Genomic DNA, 17,583 nt, shown 5'->3' on the forward strand with positions numbered 1-17,583 from the left:
CCCTCGACTACAAATACATATGTTTAGTTGGATTTCACCTCAGAACCACTCATCTGTGCCTGCCCATCCAATCGGAATGTCCCCCCTCCACCTTCAAGAAGTAACTGAGAACCGGCAGACAATATCATTTTCTTTCCTGCTTTCAGGGAAAGGCTGCCCCCTGCAGACATTGTGACTTGCTGGTTGCCCTTGATTTGAATGCCCTCATCACCACTCAATCGGATAAACACTTCTCCTTCTTTTCCAGTGATAACAATGGAGTCTGGTGTCAGTCTAATCTCCTTGCCATGGGGTGTGCGAAAAATTTTGTGATCCGGATTGTTCAATTGGTTCGTTCCCGTCACCTGTGTATCTAGTCTGGGCGCTGGCGTAGCATATGCCTCTTCTTCATGCTGGGTTGGAAAATAAACCGCCACCGGATCACCAATCTCTGGCATCACATACCATCCGGTCTGCCCCTCAGCAATATAGGGAGACTGATACATTAGCCATAGTCCATTCTCCGCTTCCTGTTCTTTATCACAATTCAGTTGCACTCTGACATGTCCGCCATGTACCGCAAATATGCGCCCCATTAATGAGCTTCCAGCAATCAGCGGATTGTAGTACGTCTTTTGCCGCAATCCTTTGTGAAGACTCAGCACATATTTATGCTTTAGAATACCTCCTGCGAGTTCCGTATAGGCTTCCGTAAGATACAGACTTCTGCCACGGAATGAGATATGGTGTCCCAGTTCCATAACTTGATCTGTCTCCACTTCGTATACAATGAAGTCACTTTCATTCACATTTACAGTCTCGTTCTCCGTGAAGTACATGAACGGAGTCATGTTTTTGTGGACGGTATAACGCGTATTATCCAGTTCGATCGAGTTCCCATGCTCATATACGCCGAAATAAAATTTGGGGCTGTCGAATTGAGCCGCAGGCATCAGACTCGTATGAAACCGGGAAGCCAGTCTTCTGAGAAATGCCCAGTCTGTTTCCTGATATTGCACGGCCACCTTGCCAATCTTGGCTCCCCCGGTCCCCTCATCGATCACGTCCAGTCCCGGATAATCCTGATCCAGCTCCTTTAACAATTCAGGGAGCGTCATCTGGATGTTTTGAAACGTACGCGTTCGCTTTTTGACATCCATCAGGTACGTATGTGAGATTGCTTCAACCTGGAGCGTATATACGCCCCTCACAACTTGCACTTCTACAGATAAAGGAATGCCTTTGAATAGCGGACTTTTGTTCCCCTCCTCGTCCTTTTGCCACACTTCAATCGGGGTATTCTTATCCGTAACATCCACATAACGATCTTTCCATTCCTCAGATACCATGCCTTTGAAAACAAGGCGGGTGTGCTCATTCATCTTTTTGCGGATTGTCAATTCTTGCAGATGTACTAGTTCATAAGGTTCAATAATCAGATTTTCATACGTCAGGCTCATGGACTCAGCTCCTCTCTAATTCATTTCGACAATGAGTGTATCCAGAAGTGTACCACCGGGTTCCATCCAATTTTTCTTCTCATCGTCCGTACAGTTAAAGCCATAAACAAGAACTTTCTGATCTAAAATGGTGAACACCATATGGTTATAAATTTGATCATTCAACCCCTGAACAGCGAATTGGCAGTAACCCGTGGAAAGACCAGCATCCGTCACTCGAACACCGTGTTTTTTCCATTCTCGTACAGGTTGAGTTGCACGAATCACATCAGCCATCGATTCCGTAAAGGAATTCAACTCTTCCGGAGCAAGACGATGATCCAATGTCTTGAACGTAAAGTTGATCGTTCCCGAATCATTGGTATAGATCCATTCAGGACGATGGGACGACGGATATTTTAACTGAGCTTCTCTTTCTGTCACCAAACGAAATGTGCGGGGAAGAGACACCGTAACCTTGCCCTCGTATAGCTCCGTTCTTCTCAGATGTATCGTTTCCTGTTCAAGACGTATCATGGTTATTGGCTCGAATGGTTTAATTTCTCTTGATTCAGGAGAGACTTCAACATCTCTAGTCTCTGTTCCCTGATGAGGTTCACCGTTCAATGTTTTGCCATATAACATCGGGATGATTTTGCGATCCATATGTTCCATAAACGAATTCCATCCTCCCATTCACTTGAAAATTTCAATCCACAATCATACGATGTGGTCCGCCCACCGGCATACCCGAACGTCCCGTTCCCCGACCTGCATTCGCCAGTATGCGATCCAGATATCGATGAATCTGCGCATTATCATATTCTCTGTACTCCAGCCCTAATCGACTAGCAATGTGATGCAAAATGACGCTACGCGCAACCGTTCCTTCATTGAGACACATCATGGCAAAGACCAGATCCTGGGGATCAGAGGTCCCCGTTCGAAGCAACCTCTCGGCATAATCCTTCATGACAACAGGAGATAAGGTGCTTGCCCCCTCGGCTGCATAAGGGACATGAATGACATGCAGGGTGTTGAACTCCGTTGCCAAGTCGGCAAAGGTCTGGTAGTCACGCCGCAGCCGGGCCCCTTCCTTCAGCTTGAATCGAGCCAGCTCCAACTCTCTCGATGTGCACGTTGTCTCTTCATCCAAGAGCAGCTCTGAATGGCTTATCGTCATGTCACTCACGGTCTCCTCCGCGGTAAACCGAAGCTTCAGCACATTGACCCGTCCCGTAGCTTGGTATGCCAGTTCCATAGGCTCTGTCAGCATATAAAGCCTTCCTTTATGCAGCACCATCCCAGGGGCGACGAACAATTTGTCCGGGAACACTTCTACCTCTGCACCTGCAAGAATGCCATCTGCATAACCGCGATAGTACAGTTCGATGAAGTCTCTGGGGAAATCACGTAGTCCCTCCAACATGGATGTTTTCAGAATTCTTCCCTTGTTAAAATGCGGATACGAATATGTGAACATGAGCGGTGTTCCCCCTTTCTGCTCGTGGTCCTCACTTCATTCCGTCAAAGAAGTCCAGTTCCGACAAGTCCGTTTCAAACGGAAGCAGCTTCTGCGATCCCAGATACAGCCGTTCATTTCTACGAGCTACAGGCAACACATGGAAGCCCCAATGACGATCATCCGGAAAGACAAAAAACTTTGTCTCTCCATTCACGATGGAATCCGTATCATCTTGCGGAATTTTATCTCCATATCGATCTCGAATGTCTTCGTAGAGCACCTCTTTATAGAAATCCGGGCGGTTCGCATATACGAATTTTTGTCTCAGCTGGCCATCACTTCCGCTAAGATACAACTCCACTTCTGCCGTCTCGAATGGACGGGAAATGCTACCTGGAATGCCATCACTCCGATCCAGACTGCTGATCAGCATTTTTTCACGTCCATTATGCGTGTAGGCACTTACGGTATACGGAATTACAGCGGCATCATGCGTGATATCGGCTTGAACGCTTCCTGTTTTGCGGGCACTCAGATAACGAATCGCCCCTCGAAGGCAGGCAAGTTTAAGATCAGGCACACGCCCTTCCGCAGGTTTTTGACGAAACTCAATGCTTCTGCCTGGAACGAACTCTTTCAATGCTTCCCGAAATACATCAATGCGGCAGGACTGACCTGTCAACTTGATAATCGAGTACTGGTTCATCCGCCCTTGCCGATAGAAATCATCCAAAAACTTGCGAACCACCTCATAGATATCAGCCTTAATCAGCTGGGTAATTTCCTTGATATTGAACACCACATCGGGGAACTCATATTCATCCTTCAACTCCCCATTCCGTTCTACCGAGAGGAACCAACGCTCCATGGTGGTGATCTGCAGATCACTGTCCCCGTCGCCATCCATCTCCGAGTGGAATCGGTTACGCAAGATGCCGGTTTTGCGGAAAAATTGCTGCTTCATCTCTTCTGCGATTTCCCATAGAAAGTAGAAGTTGCCTCTTACCCGCAAATACTCGTCCCGTGAACGATTCTCTCGGCGCGCAAACGCGGTAGGGATGATGTGTTCTGCCTCCTCATATCGCTGCTCCAGCTTCTGATAAACGGACTTCACACCCTCTTCGTCCACCTGACGGAACACATCCGCACCAGGTGCCTCAATCAGGCTATCAATATCCGTCACCTGACGGCGTCCGCTATAGTAGTCGGCGAATACAATTTTCATGAATTGCATAATACGATAGGTAATGTTGTGACCTCCGAAGTTCGTATCCCCATTTTCGTAGGTAGTATGGATATCGAGCTTGTACGCCATATGTCCATCCTCGATCGTAAAGGCACAGGAAGACAAATCCGTCGTTCCACCGCCACAATCAATCACGAGCGCATGATACGTCTGCCCTTCCATGAAAGCACCACGTTCCATGCCGTCAGCAAGGGTGTTATAGAGCACAGCCATTCCCTCATCCAGCGCATACGTCTGCTCAATCCGATAATCCGGAAGCATCTCTCCGAACATCTGCAAAAACTGTGTTTTCATCTTCACGGGACTCGTAAAATGCACATGGCGAAACTTGCACTTGAACTGATGCTCTGCCGTTCGGATGATGTAATTCATGTACGCACGCAGCAGATCCATACGAGACACCATGGCCGCATTGCCATGAACATCGACGATTTCTTCCATTTTGTTGTAATTGTTCACCCATCGCTTCATGCTGCGGAAGACACTCGCCCGGCTGCTGTACCCTCCCCGACGCATACTTCGCAGCGCTTCATAGCCGAACTCGTAACGAATGTTCGCTGGATCCGAACACTCCGCCACCCCAATGGCCGTAGGCAAGACTTCGATCCAATCCGTATCTTTGTATGTAGGATCGGGAAAAGAAACGTAGTTGATGGCATCCATACGGACTCGTCCATTCAGCACATCCTGGCTGCTTGGTGCCTGAATATAACCGTTATGCAAATAGGCGCCTGCCGTCGTATTGGAGGTGCCAAAATCAATCGCAAGCACCGCTTCTGTCGGTTCAAGCTCCCGGATGTCCAGATCTGCCAGTGGGATTTGGGTATACTGAATATGAACGGGTGGAAGCGGTCTGCTGGAGTAATAGGTCTGATAGAGATACTCCGAGTCGCGTTTACGGAAAAAGAGAAGACTGTACTGTCTGTTGCCCGATTTCTTCCAGGTCGACCCACCTCCTGCCGTCAAATAAAAGGTTCCCGATACGGAGTCGTCCTTAACCAGGTTGAAGATGCCACACAGCTCCATGCTCTCATTGACTAAAAGTACGTTGGATTCGGTTAGTCCACCCGGTGCCGTAACCACATATCGATCCAGCTTGTCCACGTTCAATCCTTCGTACAGAATCAGTCGTGCAGGCACACTAATGCCTCCATCACTGCTCATGGGCGCCGTCATATGACGAGAAATAGCCTTTTGTATCCGCTCGAATCCACCTTCAACAGACTGATTGATCCACAATATATCGTCCGCTCCCAGAAATTTTAAAATAATCCGAATCAGTTCTTCCCGCTCCGTCCGAGGGCCCAATCCCTCGATTAACCGTTCCTTGTAGCAAATGTTCCGTAATTGGAATGTGGTCATGTCCATCAATTCTTCACGCGTATAACGCATGGTTCCTCTGGAACGTTCCCTGCTCGTGGCGTCAGGATACAATCGGTATGAATAGCCGTTCATCTATACTTCCTCCTTACAACTGCTGGTGCTGCTTAATATAGAGCAATCCCGTCCTGTATCATCGTATAGTCCACATCCAGAATGCCAAAATGATGCCCCCAGTATATTTCCGTGTCGAAACGAACCGGCAGAAAGAGTTCAAGAATCAGTTCCAGCTTCTCCTTCGCTTCCGTACGTTCTACCTGACCAATGTACAAAAGCAATTCATCCTTTTCCTCACAATTGGCATATAGGGTTGAACGCGGGAACATTCGAACAAGGGTATCCCTCAGCAGATGAACCGCCTCACCCGTATCATACAAACGGAGCATATTGCAGGCGATCACTTCCTGCTTCTCCTGTCCGAACAGCTCCAGTCGCCGCCGAACCCGATCCCCGTATACACCCGAATGCATATCCTTCAGAATGAAGCGAATATAATACTCCCTCTTGTTCATCCCCTGCATCAAATCCATATCCGCTAGAAAATGAATGACCAGATCAAAGAGCGCTTCCCGCAACTCCACCTGCTCTTCATTATTGATATCGAAGAGGTCCCGGAAAATATCAAAAAAGCGATAATACGGATTGACTTCAACCGTGCCTTCCACGCCTGAAGCATTCAGGTTTGTCTGGCTAAGTTCCATGTAAGGCGAGTACACACGTGCTGGCACAAAGGTTACGTCGCGCAGATCGGTTCCATTACGCTTGGCCCGAATAATCAGATCCCAGATGTAATTCATGCTGTACTCACACCCATTCCCCTTCGCAGCAGTATTCCGGGAAAGCCAGCTGGATTTCGGATACCAGAAAGCTCAGCAGATCATCCAGAAAAATGGCCTGTCCCGGCTGCTTCCCGTGTCTGCTGAACCTTAAAATCATTCGATGTTTATCTGTTTCAACACGGACATGATCGCTAACAAATGTATTAAGTGGATACGTAATGCCCAAAGCGGGTCCTGGCGCCACTACTTGCACATCTTCCAGTTCCAACCCCTCTGCTGCCTGAAAAGCGTGAACCATGCGGGCAATCTCTCCTTTGGATCGTACAGAACGCCCTTCCTGGCGCGCATATTTACCGGCAAACCCTTCCCGCTTGTTATTGGAAAACAGCGGATAGTCCATCCTGCCAATGCGGGTTGCGACGGGACCCGCTATTTTCAGCACCGTCCATGAATCGGATTTTTCCAGTGGTGATACGATGGTGATATCTTCTTCCGATCTTTTGATATACCGAATATGCGATTCGTCTCCATCCACCAGATATCCGTGTTCCGTTCCGGTTTTGCGGAGTGGCAACACATGTTCATAATTGATTCGGTCCGAAGCCGGAACAGGGAATCCACCCGTTTTCATATCCAGCTTCTGAATGTTCCACAGCGGAATCATATTGGTTCTTTTATAAGGCTCAAACTCTTCCAGATGGATGGAAAGTTCCTTGACAGTATGTTGTTTGTCCCATGCTTCTCCATCGTCCGAACTGACCAGAACACAATCAACGAATTTGAACACATAGGGTGCATTGATCGATTTCCATGGCAGGCTGTTCTTACGAAAGACCCGGTACAATTCTTCAACTTTGGAGATATACGCTGCACTTGATTTCAACCGAACCGTTATGGCATGCCTGCCTTCATTGGTTACTATCTCCCCGCGAAATGTCCGATTACTGTTCAGCAGAGATTGGAGTTCCTGTTGCCCACATTCCATGTAGAACGTGAATAATTTCATCTCTTCCTTACGCGCCAGTGCCTCTGAAGCCTCACTCAAATAGACGGTCTGTGGTTCAACATCCTCAGGAATGATCGGGTACAGAAATTCGTGAATGGGGTCCAGATCTTCCCGCGCGCATAACGTGACATATACATCATGTCGTTCCTCCTGCGGCAATACCTCATCGAAAACCCGTTGCTCAATCTGCTTGTTCAGCGTCTCCTGATACTCCACAAGATTAAGAAAAACGCCTGTCATGAGATCTTTGAGCATGCGGCGTTGTTCGAGATCCTCCATCTTGTTAAGACGGTCACGAATCATGTCTTTCATCATGAATCTCCTCCTTCCGATGATTCCTGTTCGTTCACGTCAGCCTCCGTGGTATCGGTGCTTCCGTCAGCCTTGGAGGCAGAATTGCTGCCAGCATTACTTGTCGTTTTTCCAGAAGAAGCACCTGAGCCAGAAGCATCCGCATTGCCATTTCCAGCCGAGGTGCCATTACCAGCGGAAGAACCGTTCCCCACTGTATTGCCTGTACTCACACTTCCTGTACTCCCGGTCATATCCGAGGTTACGCCCGATGTATTTGGTGAATCTAATCCTGCCGTATCCTGCGTAAGATCAGCCGCCGGTATCGGTGGGTTCAATTTCTCATCCAGTTTGTTTATTTTCCGCTCCATGGCCAGCACACGTTCCAGCATATCGATCTCCTGATAAATTCCCTGTGCCGAAGCATAGGCATCCATGGCTCCGCTGTAGTCTCCGGCTTCATTGAAGCGGTCACCCTTCTGTTCCAGCGTATCTGCCTGAAGCTGCCGGGATTGCCGTTTGATATCTGCACGTTTGGTCTCGGCCGTCTCCAGTTGCGTAGCAATTTCCTTCAGCGCATCTTTGTAAGCTGTCTCCGTAGCGGCCGTTCTGGCCCGTTTATACAAAATGATTGCTCCACTGTAATCTCCGTTCTGGAGTTTCAGATCGCCCTCGGTGATCCAGTCTTGCACTTGCTGGAAGGTGGTCATCTGCTCCAGGCGCTCCTGAATAACTTCCCGGTTGAACATGCTATAGGATTCAGACAATTCCAATGCTTTGGTGTAACTCGCGGTTGCTTTGGTAATGTCGCCTTCTTTCAGGTGAGCTTCCCCATCAACCAGCGTCTGGGCAGCAGACATCTTCGCGGTCAACAGCTTTTTATGTATCGGGTCCTTGATTTTGATGGAATTATTGCGTGCAAGGCTGTAGTCCGAGACCGCCTTGGCATACTCTTGTTCCTTGACGTACTGGTCTGCGGTCTGTTCATATTGCAGCATATCTACGACCAATTCAGCTTTTTTGGCTGCACTTTTCACCGCGTAGAATATGCCGGCTCCACCAAAAATCAGGAGCATGACCAGCATGATGGCAATCCGCTTAATCCATTTCTTACGGTTCTTGGGCTCTTCATGAAAAATCTTGTTCACATATATGGCTGCCGCACTATAATTCTCGATACGGGCACGCTGCTTGCTAAGCATTACTTCTTCAAGCGTATCCGCCAGTGTCTGCGGGTCATTGGCACCTTCAACCGCATCGATCATCTCGGCATCCTGAACCCCTTCCCATAATCCAGGGGTGCAGAGCACAAGTACATCGCCATCGGCCAGCTTGATCTTATCCGATACATACGGCCTGATCATGCCAGGTTTGCCCGCGTATTCGTTCAGATTGCCGCGTTCATCGTGCTGATCCACGCGATCCTCTGCAATCTGGCCTTCGGCTGCCAACTGGACAGCAACGCTATGATCTTTGCTTTTTAGTGCAAGCCGATTTCCACGAAAATGATACAACCGGCTGTGTCCGGCAGATGCCCACACCATACGTGTATAATCTGTCACAACAATGACGAATCCCGCTTTGAGCCTGACTCGGCGGCTTTCATACTGCAACCATTCATGGGCAATCTTGATATACTCTGTTAGTCTGCGTTTGGACATGGTTGGCTTTTCCAAAAAGGATTCCAGAATGGTCTGCACTGTGATCTGTGCGCTATTCACTTCCGTATCTGTATCCAGGCCATCTGCAATGACATAACAGGCCCAATCTTCCAGCTCAACGCAGCCGTAGAAATCCCGATTCTTCAGGAAAGATCCTGCTTCCGAGACAAAAGCCGTCTTGAATTCACTGTTCTCCTTCCTCATCCGTCTCCCCATTTCCCTTCCCTGTGCGTTGCCTGATCCGCTACCATCCTTGCTCCAAAATGATAATCGTGGCATTATCCTGATGCACGAGCTGTTTTTCTTCAATCAAATCAATGATGGTCTGGGCTGCATCAAATGGCGCCATGTCTTTCGCCAGTATAGTCTCCAGTTCCATCTCAGTAAGGGAGTTGTACACCCCGTCACTGCATAACACAATCTTGTCCGCCGGTTGCAGTGCAAACGGCTCGTCCGCGATTTCCATTTGTTTAAAATGGTCGTACCCCAAATAGTTGACCAGCCTTTTGCGCTGCGGATTATCCAACGCCTCCTGCTCCGATATCTCTCCAGACATATACTGTTCTTCGAGTTGAGTTTCCAGTGTATGTTTATGATTGATAGCAAGTAGCTCACCTTTGCGAAACACGGCCAAAATGCTGTCCCCTACTGCGCCCCAATACAGCTCCCTGCCCTTGATCATGGCTGATACCAACGTCGTTCCTCCAGGAACGCCAAGTAAATTGCGAAGAATCGCCTGATTTGCTGCATGGGAAGATGCATCCCAAAACTCCTCTGGATCAGGAAACCGCTCCAACTCTTCGAACTCACGGATAAATATTTCTACAGCAGTTGTACTGGCTACTTTCCCACCAGATAAGCCGCTAATTCCATCGGCAAGTACCGCGAGCACACCATATGGCTCCACGGCACAGGCAAAATAATCATCCTGCTCACTGCGAGCACCAATGGTCTGTCCATTCCCGATCTGAACACCTACTGGCCTATCGTCACGTTGCCTTACCGGAATCCGGCTTCGGACGAATAACAACAACCAGATCGACAAACAGCCTGCTGCAAGAACCCAATAAGGCGTTAGCTCCTTGTCGTTCCACAAGATCATGAAGGTATTCACTGTTGCTCCCATTCAAAATGCACACCACATAATGGGATGAAAATGAATTTGCTGCGTCCCAATTGAATGACGTCGTACGCAGCCAGTTCCACCGGAGAATAGACCGCTTCGTTGTTATGGTAGGCAAGGCCGGAAGCATCACCGGGCAGCAGATAGAAATTGCGTTTTTTGGGATCATATACAATCACCGCATGATTACGCCTTGAAATCGTGTTATCCCCAAGGATTCGAACATGCATCTCTTCCGAACGCCCAATAAAGTTCTTTTCAGCCATAATTCGATAATCCTGGCCCATCTGTGGACCTTCGATGCACACCATCCATCCCGTTACCGGTTCAATTCCTGTCGTTTCTCCCAGGTATGGCATCGTTCTGTCATCCTCTGCCGTGCGAGGCGCGCGTGGGATTGCTCCCCCTGCTTCACTATTGCCGGAAGGCGGTGACTCGACGGCCAGATTGCAATATGGACAGGTGTTTCCGTGCCGTCTCGTGCTGAACATATGTCCGTTTCCACATCTTGTCAGACTCATTTCTTTTCATTCCCCCGTAAGTTTGTATGATGGTACGCCAACGTTATTTCACCAAAATGCGGGTATTGGCAATATAAATTAAGTCTCCTGCCTCAATCAGGCTGGGTTCTTCGATTTCCAATTTGGATGATCTGCTTTGATTTCCCTTACGTACGCCCACGCCGCTGGCGGAGTCAATATCCTCGATAAACCATTGGCCCGAAGCTTTGTTCAGCACAGCATGTTGCGGACTGATGAGGGAAGCATATGGAGTATCGGACAGATCAATGTCCGCCTCACTGTTCTTCGAACTTTTTCCGATCAATACACTTGTCTCACCCTGAATGTACCATTCCTTCACACTTGTACCGTCATCGTCCAACAGTACGAGTTTCACAACCCGTGAAGACAACTTCTTCTTTTCCCTCTTGCTGGCAGGTAAGTATTTAAAAAACAGGTATGCTCCCCCGGAGAGGACCACAATAATTCCAGTTATCCACTGGGCACTCATGTCCCGGTTAATGATGAATATGTAATACAGCACGGCTAACGAAATCATGGCGACGCATGCGTCAACCCCTATCGTCATTACCGACCTTCCTCGTTTCACTTCCATAACCTCCGCCTGAACCGGCACGATCCATTACAGGCCACCGGCTTACTTTTTTCGAACTCCGAAATATCGGTCAAACATGGCGGACATATCCATTCCTTTGTTGGGATCGGCTTTGCCACTGTTTGAGCTTCCCTTGCCTTTGGGGCGATAGCCAAAAAATTGTTCAAACTGTTCCTGCATTCGTGATGGATCCGACCATACCTTATCGGTATTCATAGGTCCATTTTGGGCTTGTCCACTCTTTTCTCGTGCAGTACTGGATGTTGCTCCATTTGGTCCTCCTGGGTTCCCTGTAGATCGAGGTTGCTGATTGTATGCAGCCCTTAACTCGGGATTTCCGAGTGTGCTGTAGGCCTCATGGACTTGCTTGAAACGCATCTCTGCCTGCGGATCTCCCCCATTAACATCCGGGTGGAATTTCTTCGCCAATTGACGATAAGCCTTCTTGATCTGCTCCGGAGAAGCTTCACGTTCCACACCAAGCACGGCATAATAATCATTCATGGTATTCGTCCCTGCCTCCCTGCCGTATTCGGGCGTAAATAAAGATTAAGGGGCACCAAGGCCCCTTAACATGACAGAATTATTCTGGGCCAGCCATAACTGACCCGGAACATCAGCTGCTCCCTTTTATACCGGGAAGCCGCCTTCAATTTTAGTGAATTCCGTTTTGTCTTTTTTCTGTTTGATGAACAGACTGAATTCACCCACGCCTTCGGTATCTCCGAAACGTTCTGTGTAATCCACAACGAACGCGTTAGGCATGTAAATTTTGCGTACCACTTGATCCGCCGCAACCACTTCAAGGGTTACTTTACGGTAGCAATCTGCTTTTTCAGCTGGAACGAGTGACCACAGAGCAAGTTTCATCGTGTCATCTGCATTGTCACCGTCTGTTGCTGTAATAATTTTGCCACTGATGCGAAGTGTTGCACCTACATCTGTGGATCTAGCGTTGGAATCATCCGGTGTATCTGTGTCATACACTACTGTGCGGATATTATCCATTCCCAATTCGATTGTTTCTGCGCCTTCTACTTTCAATACAAAACCCATTAATAAAAACCTCCTTAAGATTAGAAAACAATGTGCCCGGCATGCTCTCCATCTGGGGAGAGGTACCGAAATATATGTATAAGGTCAGCCAGTAAAGGCCGCCTCTAACACCAAAATGAATGTCTATAATTCGTTGTTTAAAGAATCATATTCCATTTCTAAAACTTGTACCCACTCCAGTTTCTTACACCTTCATCGCGCTGGTGCCTTTGGTAATCATGACCTCCAGGTTCTTCACGTTGCCGTTAAATACCAGGTCAATGTGGCACATATTGCTCTTCTCATCGATGATAAAGCTCATATCGTCACCTTCCTGAATGATCGAATTGATCGACCCTCGGGTTCCCAGCCACCGACTCTTCTGACTGCTCGGATTGTTGCTGAAGAATTTGACGATATTTTCATGCTTGAAATCACCCGTCTGGAAACGGAGCAAGCGCTCAATGTAAGTACTTACGAGTGTTTTATACAAGGAATCAAAGCCATCTTCGGACATCGCCATGCTTCTCGCTTTGTATACCGTGATCCGCTTGATGTCGCTATCCTGGATTTGGGCATTCTCCGATGAGAAAATAAATCCAAAGTTTTTCCGGTTAATCGAATCCTTGATGGTGTTCGTGAATCCGGAGATTTCTTTGGTCATCGTAGTCACTACACGCAGACTGTTATCCCCTGCCTCAATATCAAAACGCACACCTGGATAATCCCGGTTCACGGTTTTGAATGCGCCTCGTAGATACTCGGGGCACTGATATGCAGCCACAATTCCGGCAGATACATAAGACGCACCGACATACACACCTTCAATCCACAGCTTCAGAATGTCTTCTTTCTCCTTGGAAAGTTCCACACCATTCTCTGTCTGAAGCATACGGCTGTCGATAACGACACCCGATTTCTCTTTCGGAATGATGGTGAAATTCGGAGCACTTGGAATGGCGAATTCGCTGTAGTCCTTGCGAGTTAATACCGCGCATTTATCAATATATTTATCGATGCCCGCAGTAGCCATGCTGCTGAATGTAGTCTCTTCTCCGGATTCAAAGCTGAAGAATACTTGTACTTTGTAGTCTTTAACGACTTGCAGGAGCATGGACAGGGATTCCATACTGTTTCCATCTTGTTTAACCACTTTCTCGTTACCACGGAAACGGGCTCGGCTGACTTGAACTTGTCCCGTATTCTCCAGTTCAACGGAAGGAACAATACCGAACCAAATGGTGTCGGTAAAATCATTCTTGGCATTGACTGTGTTGAGATAGGTCTCCAGCCGCGGAATGTTACTGCTCTTAACCAGCATATCCAGCTTGGCATTGGCAATCAGCATGGAAGGCAGCATGCCTTTGTTTTTGGTCGCATATTGATCAAAGAACATTTTGACACCCAAAATTTTCTCTACCAGCGGTTTTACGGTTTTTACAAAGTCATCCTTGGCGTTCTTGTAAAATTCCAGGTATGTATTGTAATTCTGTACTTCAACTGCCGTATCGACATCCGTCTGAACCGCAGGCAGTGGGCAGAATGTACGAACGACCAGATCCTGTACATACGGTGAAGGTGCCTCGGAGAGTGAATCATAATCTTCGGCAAACACCTGAGTCAAATCTGTGCTTGTCGACTCATCCAGGAGCATCAACTCGTTGTTATCACTCTTTGGAGCTTCGATAATTTTCAATTCTCCGCTCTCACCAATCGTGAGTTGTCCTACCTGAATCGCTTCGGAAGAAGTTTCTTCTTGAGCACGGCCCAGCAACAAGCGGGTTTTGATATCTTCGATGGCCAGTGGCAGCATCGCCATGACATTGTTATAGTTCCGGCTCGCATCTTCAAACATGACATTAAGTTTATCCCCGATATCCAACTTCTTCGGGTCCCCGTCATCCAGCTTCTCATGCTGGCCGTACATGTAATGAATTTCTTTCCGTACCTGCCGAATGTCATCCATAACCTTTTTCGGTGAGATCATATCCAGCAAATTCTCAAACTTAAAATCTACATTCGTAATCCCCTGACTACGTTTGGTATCGATCAGGGTAAACAACATTCTCAGGAAGTCATTGCTATGATCAATTTTGATCTCAGAGATTGCTTCATCCGGAATCCCTTCGGGCTTTTTGAGCGTATACATGACTTTCTGGTTTACCGCATTGAAAAAGGAATACACACTGGGAGAAAACTTGTCCAAAAACTCATCGAAGCTTCGTACAAGCAGGTGTTCATTGATCTCCTTGATCTTGTCGTCATTCAGACTGTCGATCCCTTTTACGTCACCGACAATCGTAATCAAATCCATTTTCTCAGGATTGATCTCTTCAAAAAGCATCGTTCGGTTCGTTTGATTAATAATATCCATTCAGGCAACATCCCCCTAATGATGGTTCATTCGGGCGAATGCTTCCCCCCCTCCATCAATTTTTGACACTCCGCACGCTCTATCAGTCTTTGGTCATGATCTAAGAGAATCATCTTCTCAGGCGCTCACAAGTCCAATAGAACGAGCTGTCAACATATGACTGGAACTTATGTACCAGATTATGCCGTTTGCTTTGGAGATTTATGGAATTCATCTTAATCATCAGCGATATGTTTTGTCAATATTCCCCTATATAGGTCTAAAAGCTCATTTATGTGACTTCGATATACCTATAGAACTAATTTCCGATTTTCGCTTCACTTCCCTTCGAATCATGCCGATGATAAAGAATATCCTATAATCTGGATGATGTTCAATGATTTAAAATTAGTAGAGTTTTACTCCTAATCAAGAGGAAATCGCCTTAACGTATGCGGTGTTGCAATATTTTTAACTTATTGAAACTACGCATAACGGGGTTATATCGTGTAGAAAAAAATTTTTTTTCAACAAAAATTAGTTTGATATCAAAAACATTTGCAGTACCCAAAACAGAAAGGAGATTCAAAGCATCATATGATATTAATAAAATTCAAAAAAGCAATTTTCACTCTCTTGTTCATCAGCTTTTTAATTCCAGCATGGGACATTGGGGAAATACACGCAGAATCATCTGTCAAGACCCACGCGTACGAAGGTCTCGATGCCATGTTTGTCCTGGATGTTAGCTACTCCATGAATGAGACCGACAAAGATCGCATTGCCGAAGAAGTTATACATATGTTTATGGATATGAGTAGTGGACCTAAGACCCGATTGGGATTCGTAGCCTACAATGACAAGATCACTTCATCCGTACCACTGATGGATATTTCATCCTCTGGAGCTCGCAATAATCTTCGTAGTCGTGTGGATGGCTTAAATCGTTCAGGATATACAGATCTCGGACTTGGCTTACGCCGAGGTGCTAGCCTGCTTGAACAATCCCAGACGGACAAGCGTAAACCATTTATGATTTTGCTCTCTGACGGAGAAACCGATTTACGAGGATCGACGAGCAGAACACCTGCCGACTCATCCAAAGATGTGGACAAGGTTATTGAGATGGCACAACAAGCTGGTTATCCCATCTATACTGTAGGATTAAACCGCGACGGTACGGTTAACCCGGCAGAACTGGAGCGCATCGCCAAAGAAACGGGTGGTTCTTCCTTTATCACCGGAAGTGCGGACGATCTGCCTGAAATCTTCAATCGTATTTTTGCAGATCAGATTCAATCTGTTCTTGTATCTGTAGCGGCTGTGACTGCAACCGGAGCAATGCAGGAAGTAATCGTGGATATTCCTAACTCCAGCATGGCGGATGCCAACATTATCATGCTCTCTGATCATGCTGTCTCGGAAGCTCAGCTCTATTATCAATCGAGCAATGTCAGCTTCATTCGGTCTGATAAATATGCTCTGATGAAGATCATTCGTCCGGTCAAAGGACAGTTCAAACTGAAATTCAAAGGCCGTAGCGGTGATCTGGTGAAGATTAACCTATTAGGGAATTACAACGTCTCTGCGGTCGCAAATATGGCAACGGAGCAGCCAGTCAAGGGGAAGAGCATCACATTTGAGGCATCACTCTACGATCAGGCTGTGGACCCTAAACCCATTCAGGACTTGGATGTGTACAAGGGACTGGAAGCGGAACTCATTATAACGCCATCTAGCGGAAAAACAGAACGTATCCCTTTGACCAATACAGGCAGCGGGTTTACGGGAAAATACACTTTTCCCAAGTCAGATCTGTACACATGGGGACTACGGATCGATGGTCCAGACTTTTATCGGGAAATTACTCCGGTTGAAGTAGACATTACGAATCAAGCACCCGTAGCCACCGGCGAATCCATGGTGTTATCCAAAGATGACAGCAATACAGATGTCGACCTGAACAACTACTTTAAGGATGCCAATAATGATCCATTAACGTATGTCCTTGCTGAAGGTGGAAATGAACGCAAGCTCGGGGAGGCCATCATTGAAGGTAACCTGTTGCGATGGTCCTCTCTTCACACTGGAAGTTCGACCATTAAGGTGACAGCAACGGATTCTGAGGGAGCCAGTATAACAACAGATATTTCGTTGCAAATTCATTCTTTACGTGAAAAGGTACTCCTATATACAGGGTTGGGCCTGCTTCTTGCTGGTGGAATTTTCGCACTGTATTGGTTCGTATTGAAACCAAAACCCGTATTCCGCGGAAGACTGGAAGGATACTTTCTAGCTACAGCGAACGGAGAGGATATACCGGTGACAAATTGGCCGCTGACTTCATTGGACCACCGAAAAGTAAGTCTCCGTGAGCTGTTTGATCGAATGGATATCGGGGTCAAAGTACCGGAGTCGGGACGAATCTGGCTGGAAGCCGGTAAAAAAGAAACATTATTGGTACGGCACGATACAAATTGTACGGTTGTCCGAGGCCGAACTCCAGTGAAGCGCAGACATACGGAAGCTATGGAGTACAACGAAAAGTTGTACATTACGTTTGAGGATGGCGTTACGGAGATCGAAATTCGTTACAAAGCCATCAAACCAAGTACCAACATCTATGTAGGACAAAAGAGAGATTCACAGTAAACACCGTGTGATAACTACGTGGAAATGAAGCACACTGATGCATGCCTTCTATCAAAAT

At 47.1% G+C, this 17,583-nt stretch carries 14 protein-coding genes; 1 reads left to right on the forward strand and 13 read right to left on the reverse strand.

The window, feature by feature from the left end:
• Positions 1 to 23: 23 nt before the first annotated feature.
• The 13 genes from MHB43_RS23575 to MHB43_RS23635 form a co-directional block, all read right to left on the reverse strand.
• The gene (locus tag MHB43_RS23575; protein WP_339178271.1) at positions 24 to 1,439 is read right to left on the reverse strand and encodes a phage baseplate assembly protein V; all 1,416 of its coding nucleotides are present in this window, start codon (positions 1,437 to 1,439) and stop codon (positions 24 to 26) included.
• Positions 1,440 to 1,454: 15 nt separating this feature from the next.
• Positions 1,455 to 2,093, reverse strand: a complete 639-nt coding sequence (locus MHB43_RS23580; RefSeq protein WP_339178273.1) for a hypothetical protein — start codon at positions 2,091 to 2,093, stop codon at positions 1,455 to 1,457.
• Positions 2,094 to 2,127: 34 nt separating this feature from the next.
• Positions 2,128 to 2,901, reverse strand: a complete 774-nt coding sequence (locus tag MHB43_RS23585) for a DNA and RNA helicase (protein ID WP_405130511.1) — start codon at positions 2,899 to 2,901, stop codon at positions 2,128 to 2,130.
• Positions 2,902 to 2,932: 31 nt separating this feature from the next.
• A complete protein-coding gene (locus MHB43_RS23590; protein ID WP_339178277.1) occupies positions 2,933 to 5,584 on the reverse strand; it encodes a molecular chaperone in 2,652 nt (883 codons plus the stop codon).
• A 32-nt stretch (positions 5,585 to 5,616) separates the two neighbouring features.
• Positions 5,617 to 6,306, reverse strand: a complete 690-nt coding sequence (locus MHB43_RS23595; RefSeq protein WP_339178278.1) for an iron-dependent peroxidase — start codon at positions 6,304 to 6,306, stop codon at positions 5,617 to 5,619.
• Positions 6,307 to 6,313: 7 nt separating this feature from the next.
• The gene (locus MHB43_RS23600; protein WP_405132465.1) at positions 6,314 to 7,606 is read right to left on the reverse strand and encodes a normocyte-binding protein; all 1,293 of its coding nucleotides are present in this window, start codon (positions 7,604 to 7,606) and stop codon (positions 6,314 to 6,316) included.
• Positions 7,606 to 9,450, reverse strand: a complete 1,845-nt coding sequence (locus tag MHB43_RS23605; protein WP_405130512.1) for a serine/threonine protein phosphatase — start codon at positions 9,448 to 9,450, stop codon at positions 7,606 to 7,608. Before MHB43_RS23605 ends, MHB43_RS23600 begins: the two co-directional genes overlap by 1 nt.
• Positions 9,451 to 9,490: 40 nt before the next feature.
• On the reverse strand, positions 9,491 to 10,372 hold the full coding sequence (locus MHB43_RS23610; protein ID WP_405130513.1) for a PP2C family protein-serine/threonine phosphatase: 882 nt from the start codon (positions 10,370 to 10,372) through the stop codon (positions 9,491 to 9,493).
• Positions 10,357 to 10,890, reverse strand: coding sequence for an FHA domain-containing protein (locus MHB43_RS23615; RefSeq protein ID WP_091013796.1), 534 nt, complete (start codon positions 10,888 to 10,890; stop codon positions 10,357 to 10,359). The genes MHB43_RS23610 and MHB43_RS23615 overlap by 16 nt, the downstream gene beginning before the upstream one ends.
• Before the next feature lie 43 nt (positions 10,891 to 10,933).
• On the reverse strand, positions 10,934 to 11,485 hold the full coding sequence (locus MHB43_RS23620) for an FHA domain-containing protein (RefSeq protein WP_127545040.1): 552 nt from the start codon (positions 11,483 to 11,485) through the stop codon (positions 10,934 to 10,936).
• Positions 11,486 to 11,527: 42 nt separating this feature from the next.
• A complete protein-coding gene (locus MHB43_RS23625; RefSeq protein ID WP_339178288.1) occupies positions 11,528 to 11,989 on the reverse strand; it encodes a DnaJ domain-containing protein in 462 nt (153 codons plus the stop codon).
• Between the two features lie 126 nt (positions 11,990 to 12,115).
• The gene (locus MHB43_RS23630; protein ID WP_056695746.1) at positions 12,116 to 12,541 is read right to left on the reverse strand and encodes a hypothetical protein; all 426 of its coding nucleotides are present in this window, start codon (positions 12,539 to 12,541) and stop codon (positions 12,116 to 12,118) included.
• 184 nt (positions 12,542 to 12,725) lie between these two features.
• Positions 12,726 to 14,894, reverse strand: coding sequence for a transcriptional regulator (locus MHB43_RS23635; RefSeq protein ID WP_091013787.1), 2,169 nt, complete (start codon positions 14,892 to 14,894; stop codon positions 12,726 to 12,728).
• 576 nt (positions 14,895 to 15,470) lie between these two features.
• Here MHB43_RS23635 and MHB43_RS23640 point away from each other — a divergent pair.
• The gene (locus MHB43_RS23640) at positions 15,471 to 17,525 is read left to right on the forward strand and encodes a vWA domain-containing protein (RefSeq protein WP_405130514.1); all 2,055 of its coding nucleotides are present in this window, start codon (positions 15,471 to 15,473) and stop codon (positions 17,523 to 17,525) included.
• Positions 17,526 to 17,583 lie beyond the last annotated feature (58 nt).

The sequence above is a fragment of the Paenibacillus sp. FSL H8-0317 genome, from assembly GCF_045040685.1.
GTDB lineage: Bacteria > Bacillota > Bacilli > Paenibacillales > Paenibacillaceae > Paenibacillus.

What these genes read in the sequence shown, in the direction of transcription:
- MHB43_RS23575 (WP_339178271.1), bottom strand. Translation starts at nt 1,439, where the DNA reads ATGAGCCTGACGTATGAAAATCTGATTATTGAACCTTATGAACTAGTA.
- MHB43_RS23580 (WP_339178273.1), bottom strand. Translation starts at nt 2,093, where the DNA reads ATGGAACATATGGATCGCAAAATCATCCCGATGTTATATGGCAAAACA.
- MHB43_RS23585 (WP_405130511.1), bottom strand. Translation starts at nt 2,901, where the DNA reads ATGTTCACATATTCGTATCCGCATTTTAACAAGGGAAGAATTCTGAAA.
- MHB43_RS23590 (WP_339178277.1), bottom strand. Translation starts at nt 5,584, where the DNA reads ATGAACGGCTATTCATACCGATTGTATCCTGACGCCACGAGCAGGGAA.
- MHB43_RS23595 (WP_339178278.1), bottom strand. Translation starts at nt 6,306, where the DNA reads ATGAATTACATCTGGGATCTGATTATTCGGGCCAAGCGTAATGGAACC.
- MHB43_RS23600 (WP_405132465.1), bottom strand. Translation starts at nt 7,606, where the DNA reads ATGAAAGACATGATTCGTGACCGTCTTAACAAGATGGAGGATCTCGAA.
- MHB43_RS23605 (WP_405130512.1), bottom strand. Translation starts at nt 9,450, where the DNA reads ATGAGGAAGGAGAACAGTGAATTCAAGACGGCTTTTGTCTCGGAAGCA.
- MHB43_RS23610 (WP_405130513.1), bottom strand. Translation starts at nt 10,372, where the DNA reads ATGGGAGCAACAGTGAATACCTTCATGATCTTGTGGAACGACAAGGAG.
- MHB43_RS23615 (WP_091013796.1), bottom strand. Translation starts at nt 10,890, where the DNA reads ATGAGTCTGACAAGATGTGGAAACGGACATATGTTCAGCACGAGACGG.
- MHB43_RS23620 (WP_127545040.1), bottom strand. Translation starts at nt 11,485, where the DNA reads ATGGAAGTGAAACGAGGAAGGTCGGTAATGACGATAGGGGTTGACGCA.
- MHB43_RS23625 (WP_339178288.1), bottom strand. Translation starts at nt 11,989, where the DNA reads ATGAATGATTATTATGCCGTGCTTGGTGTGGAACGTGAAGCTTCTCCG.
- MHB43_RS23630 (WP_056695746.1), bottom strand. Translation starts at nt 12,541, where the DNA reads ATGGGTTTTGTATTGAAAGTAGAAGGCGCAGAAACAATCGAATTGGGA.
- MHB43_RS23635 (WP_091013787.1), bottom strand. Translation starts at nt 14,894, where the DNA reads ATGGATATTATTAATCAAACGAACCGAACGATGCTTTTTGAAGAGATC.
- MHB43_RS23640 (WP_405130514.1), top strand. Translation starts at nt 15,471, where the DNA reads ATGATATTAATAAAATTCAAAAAAGCAATTTTCACTCTCTTGTTCATC.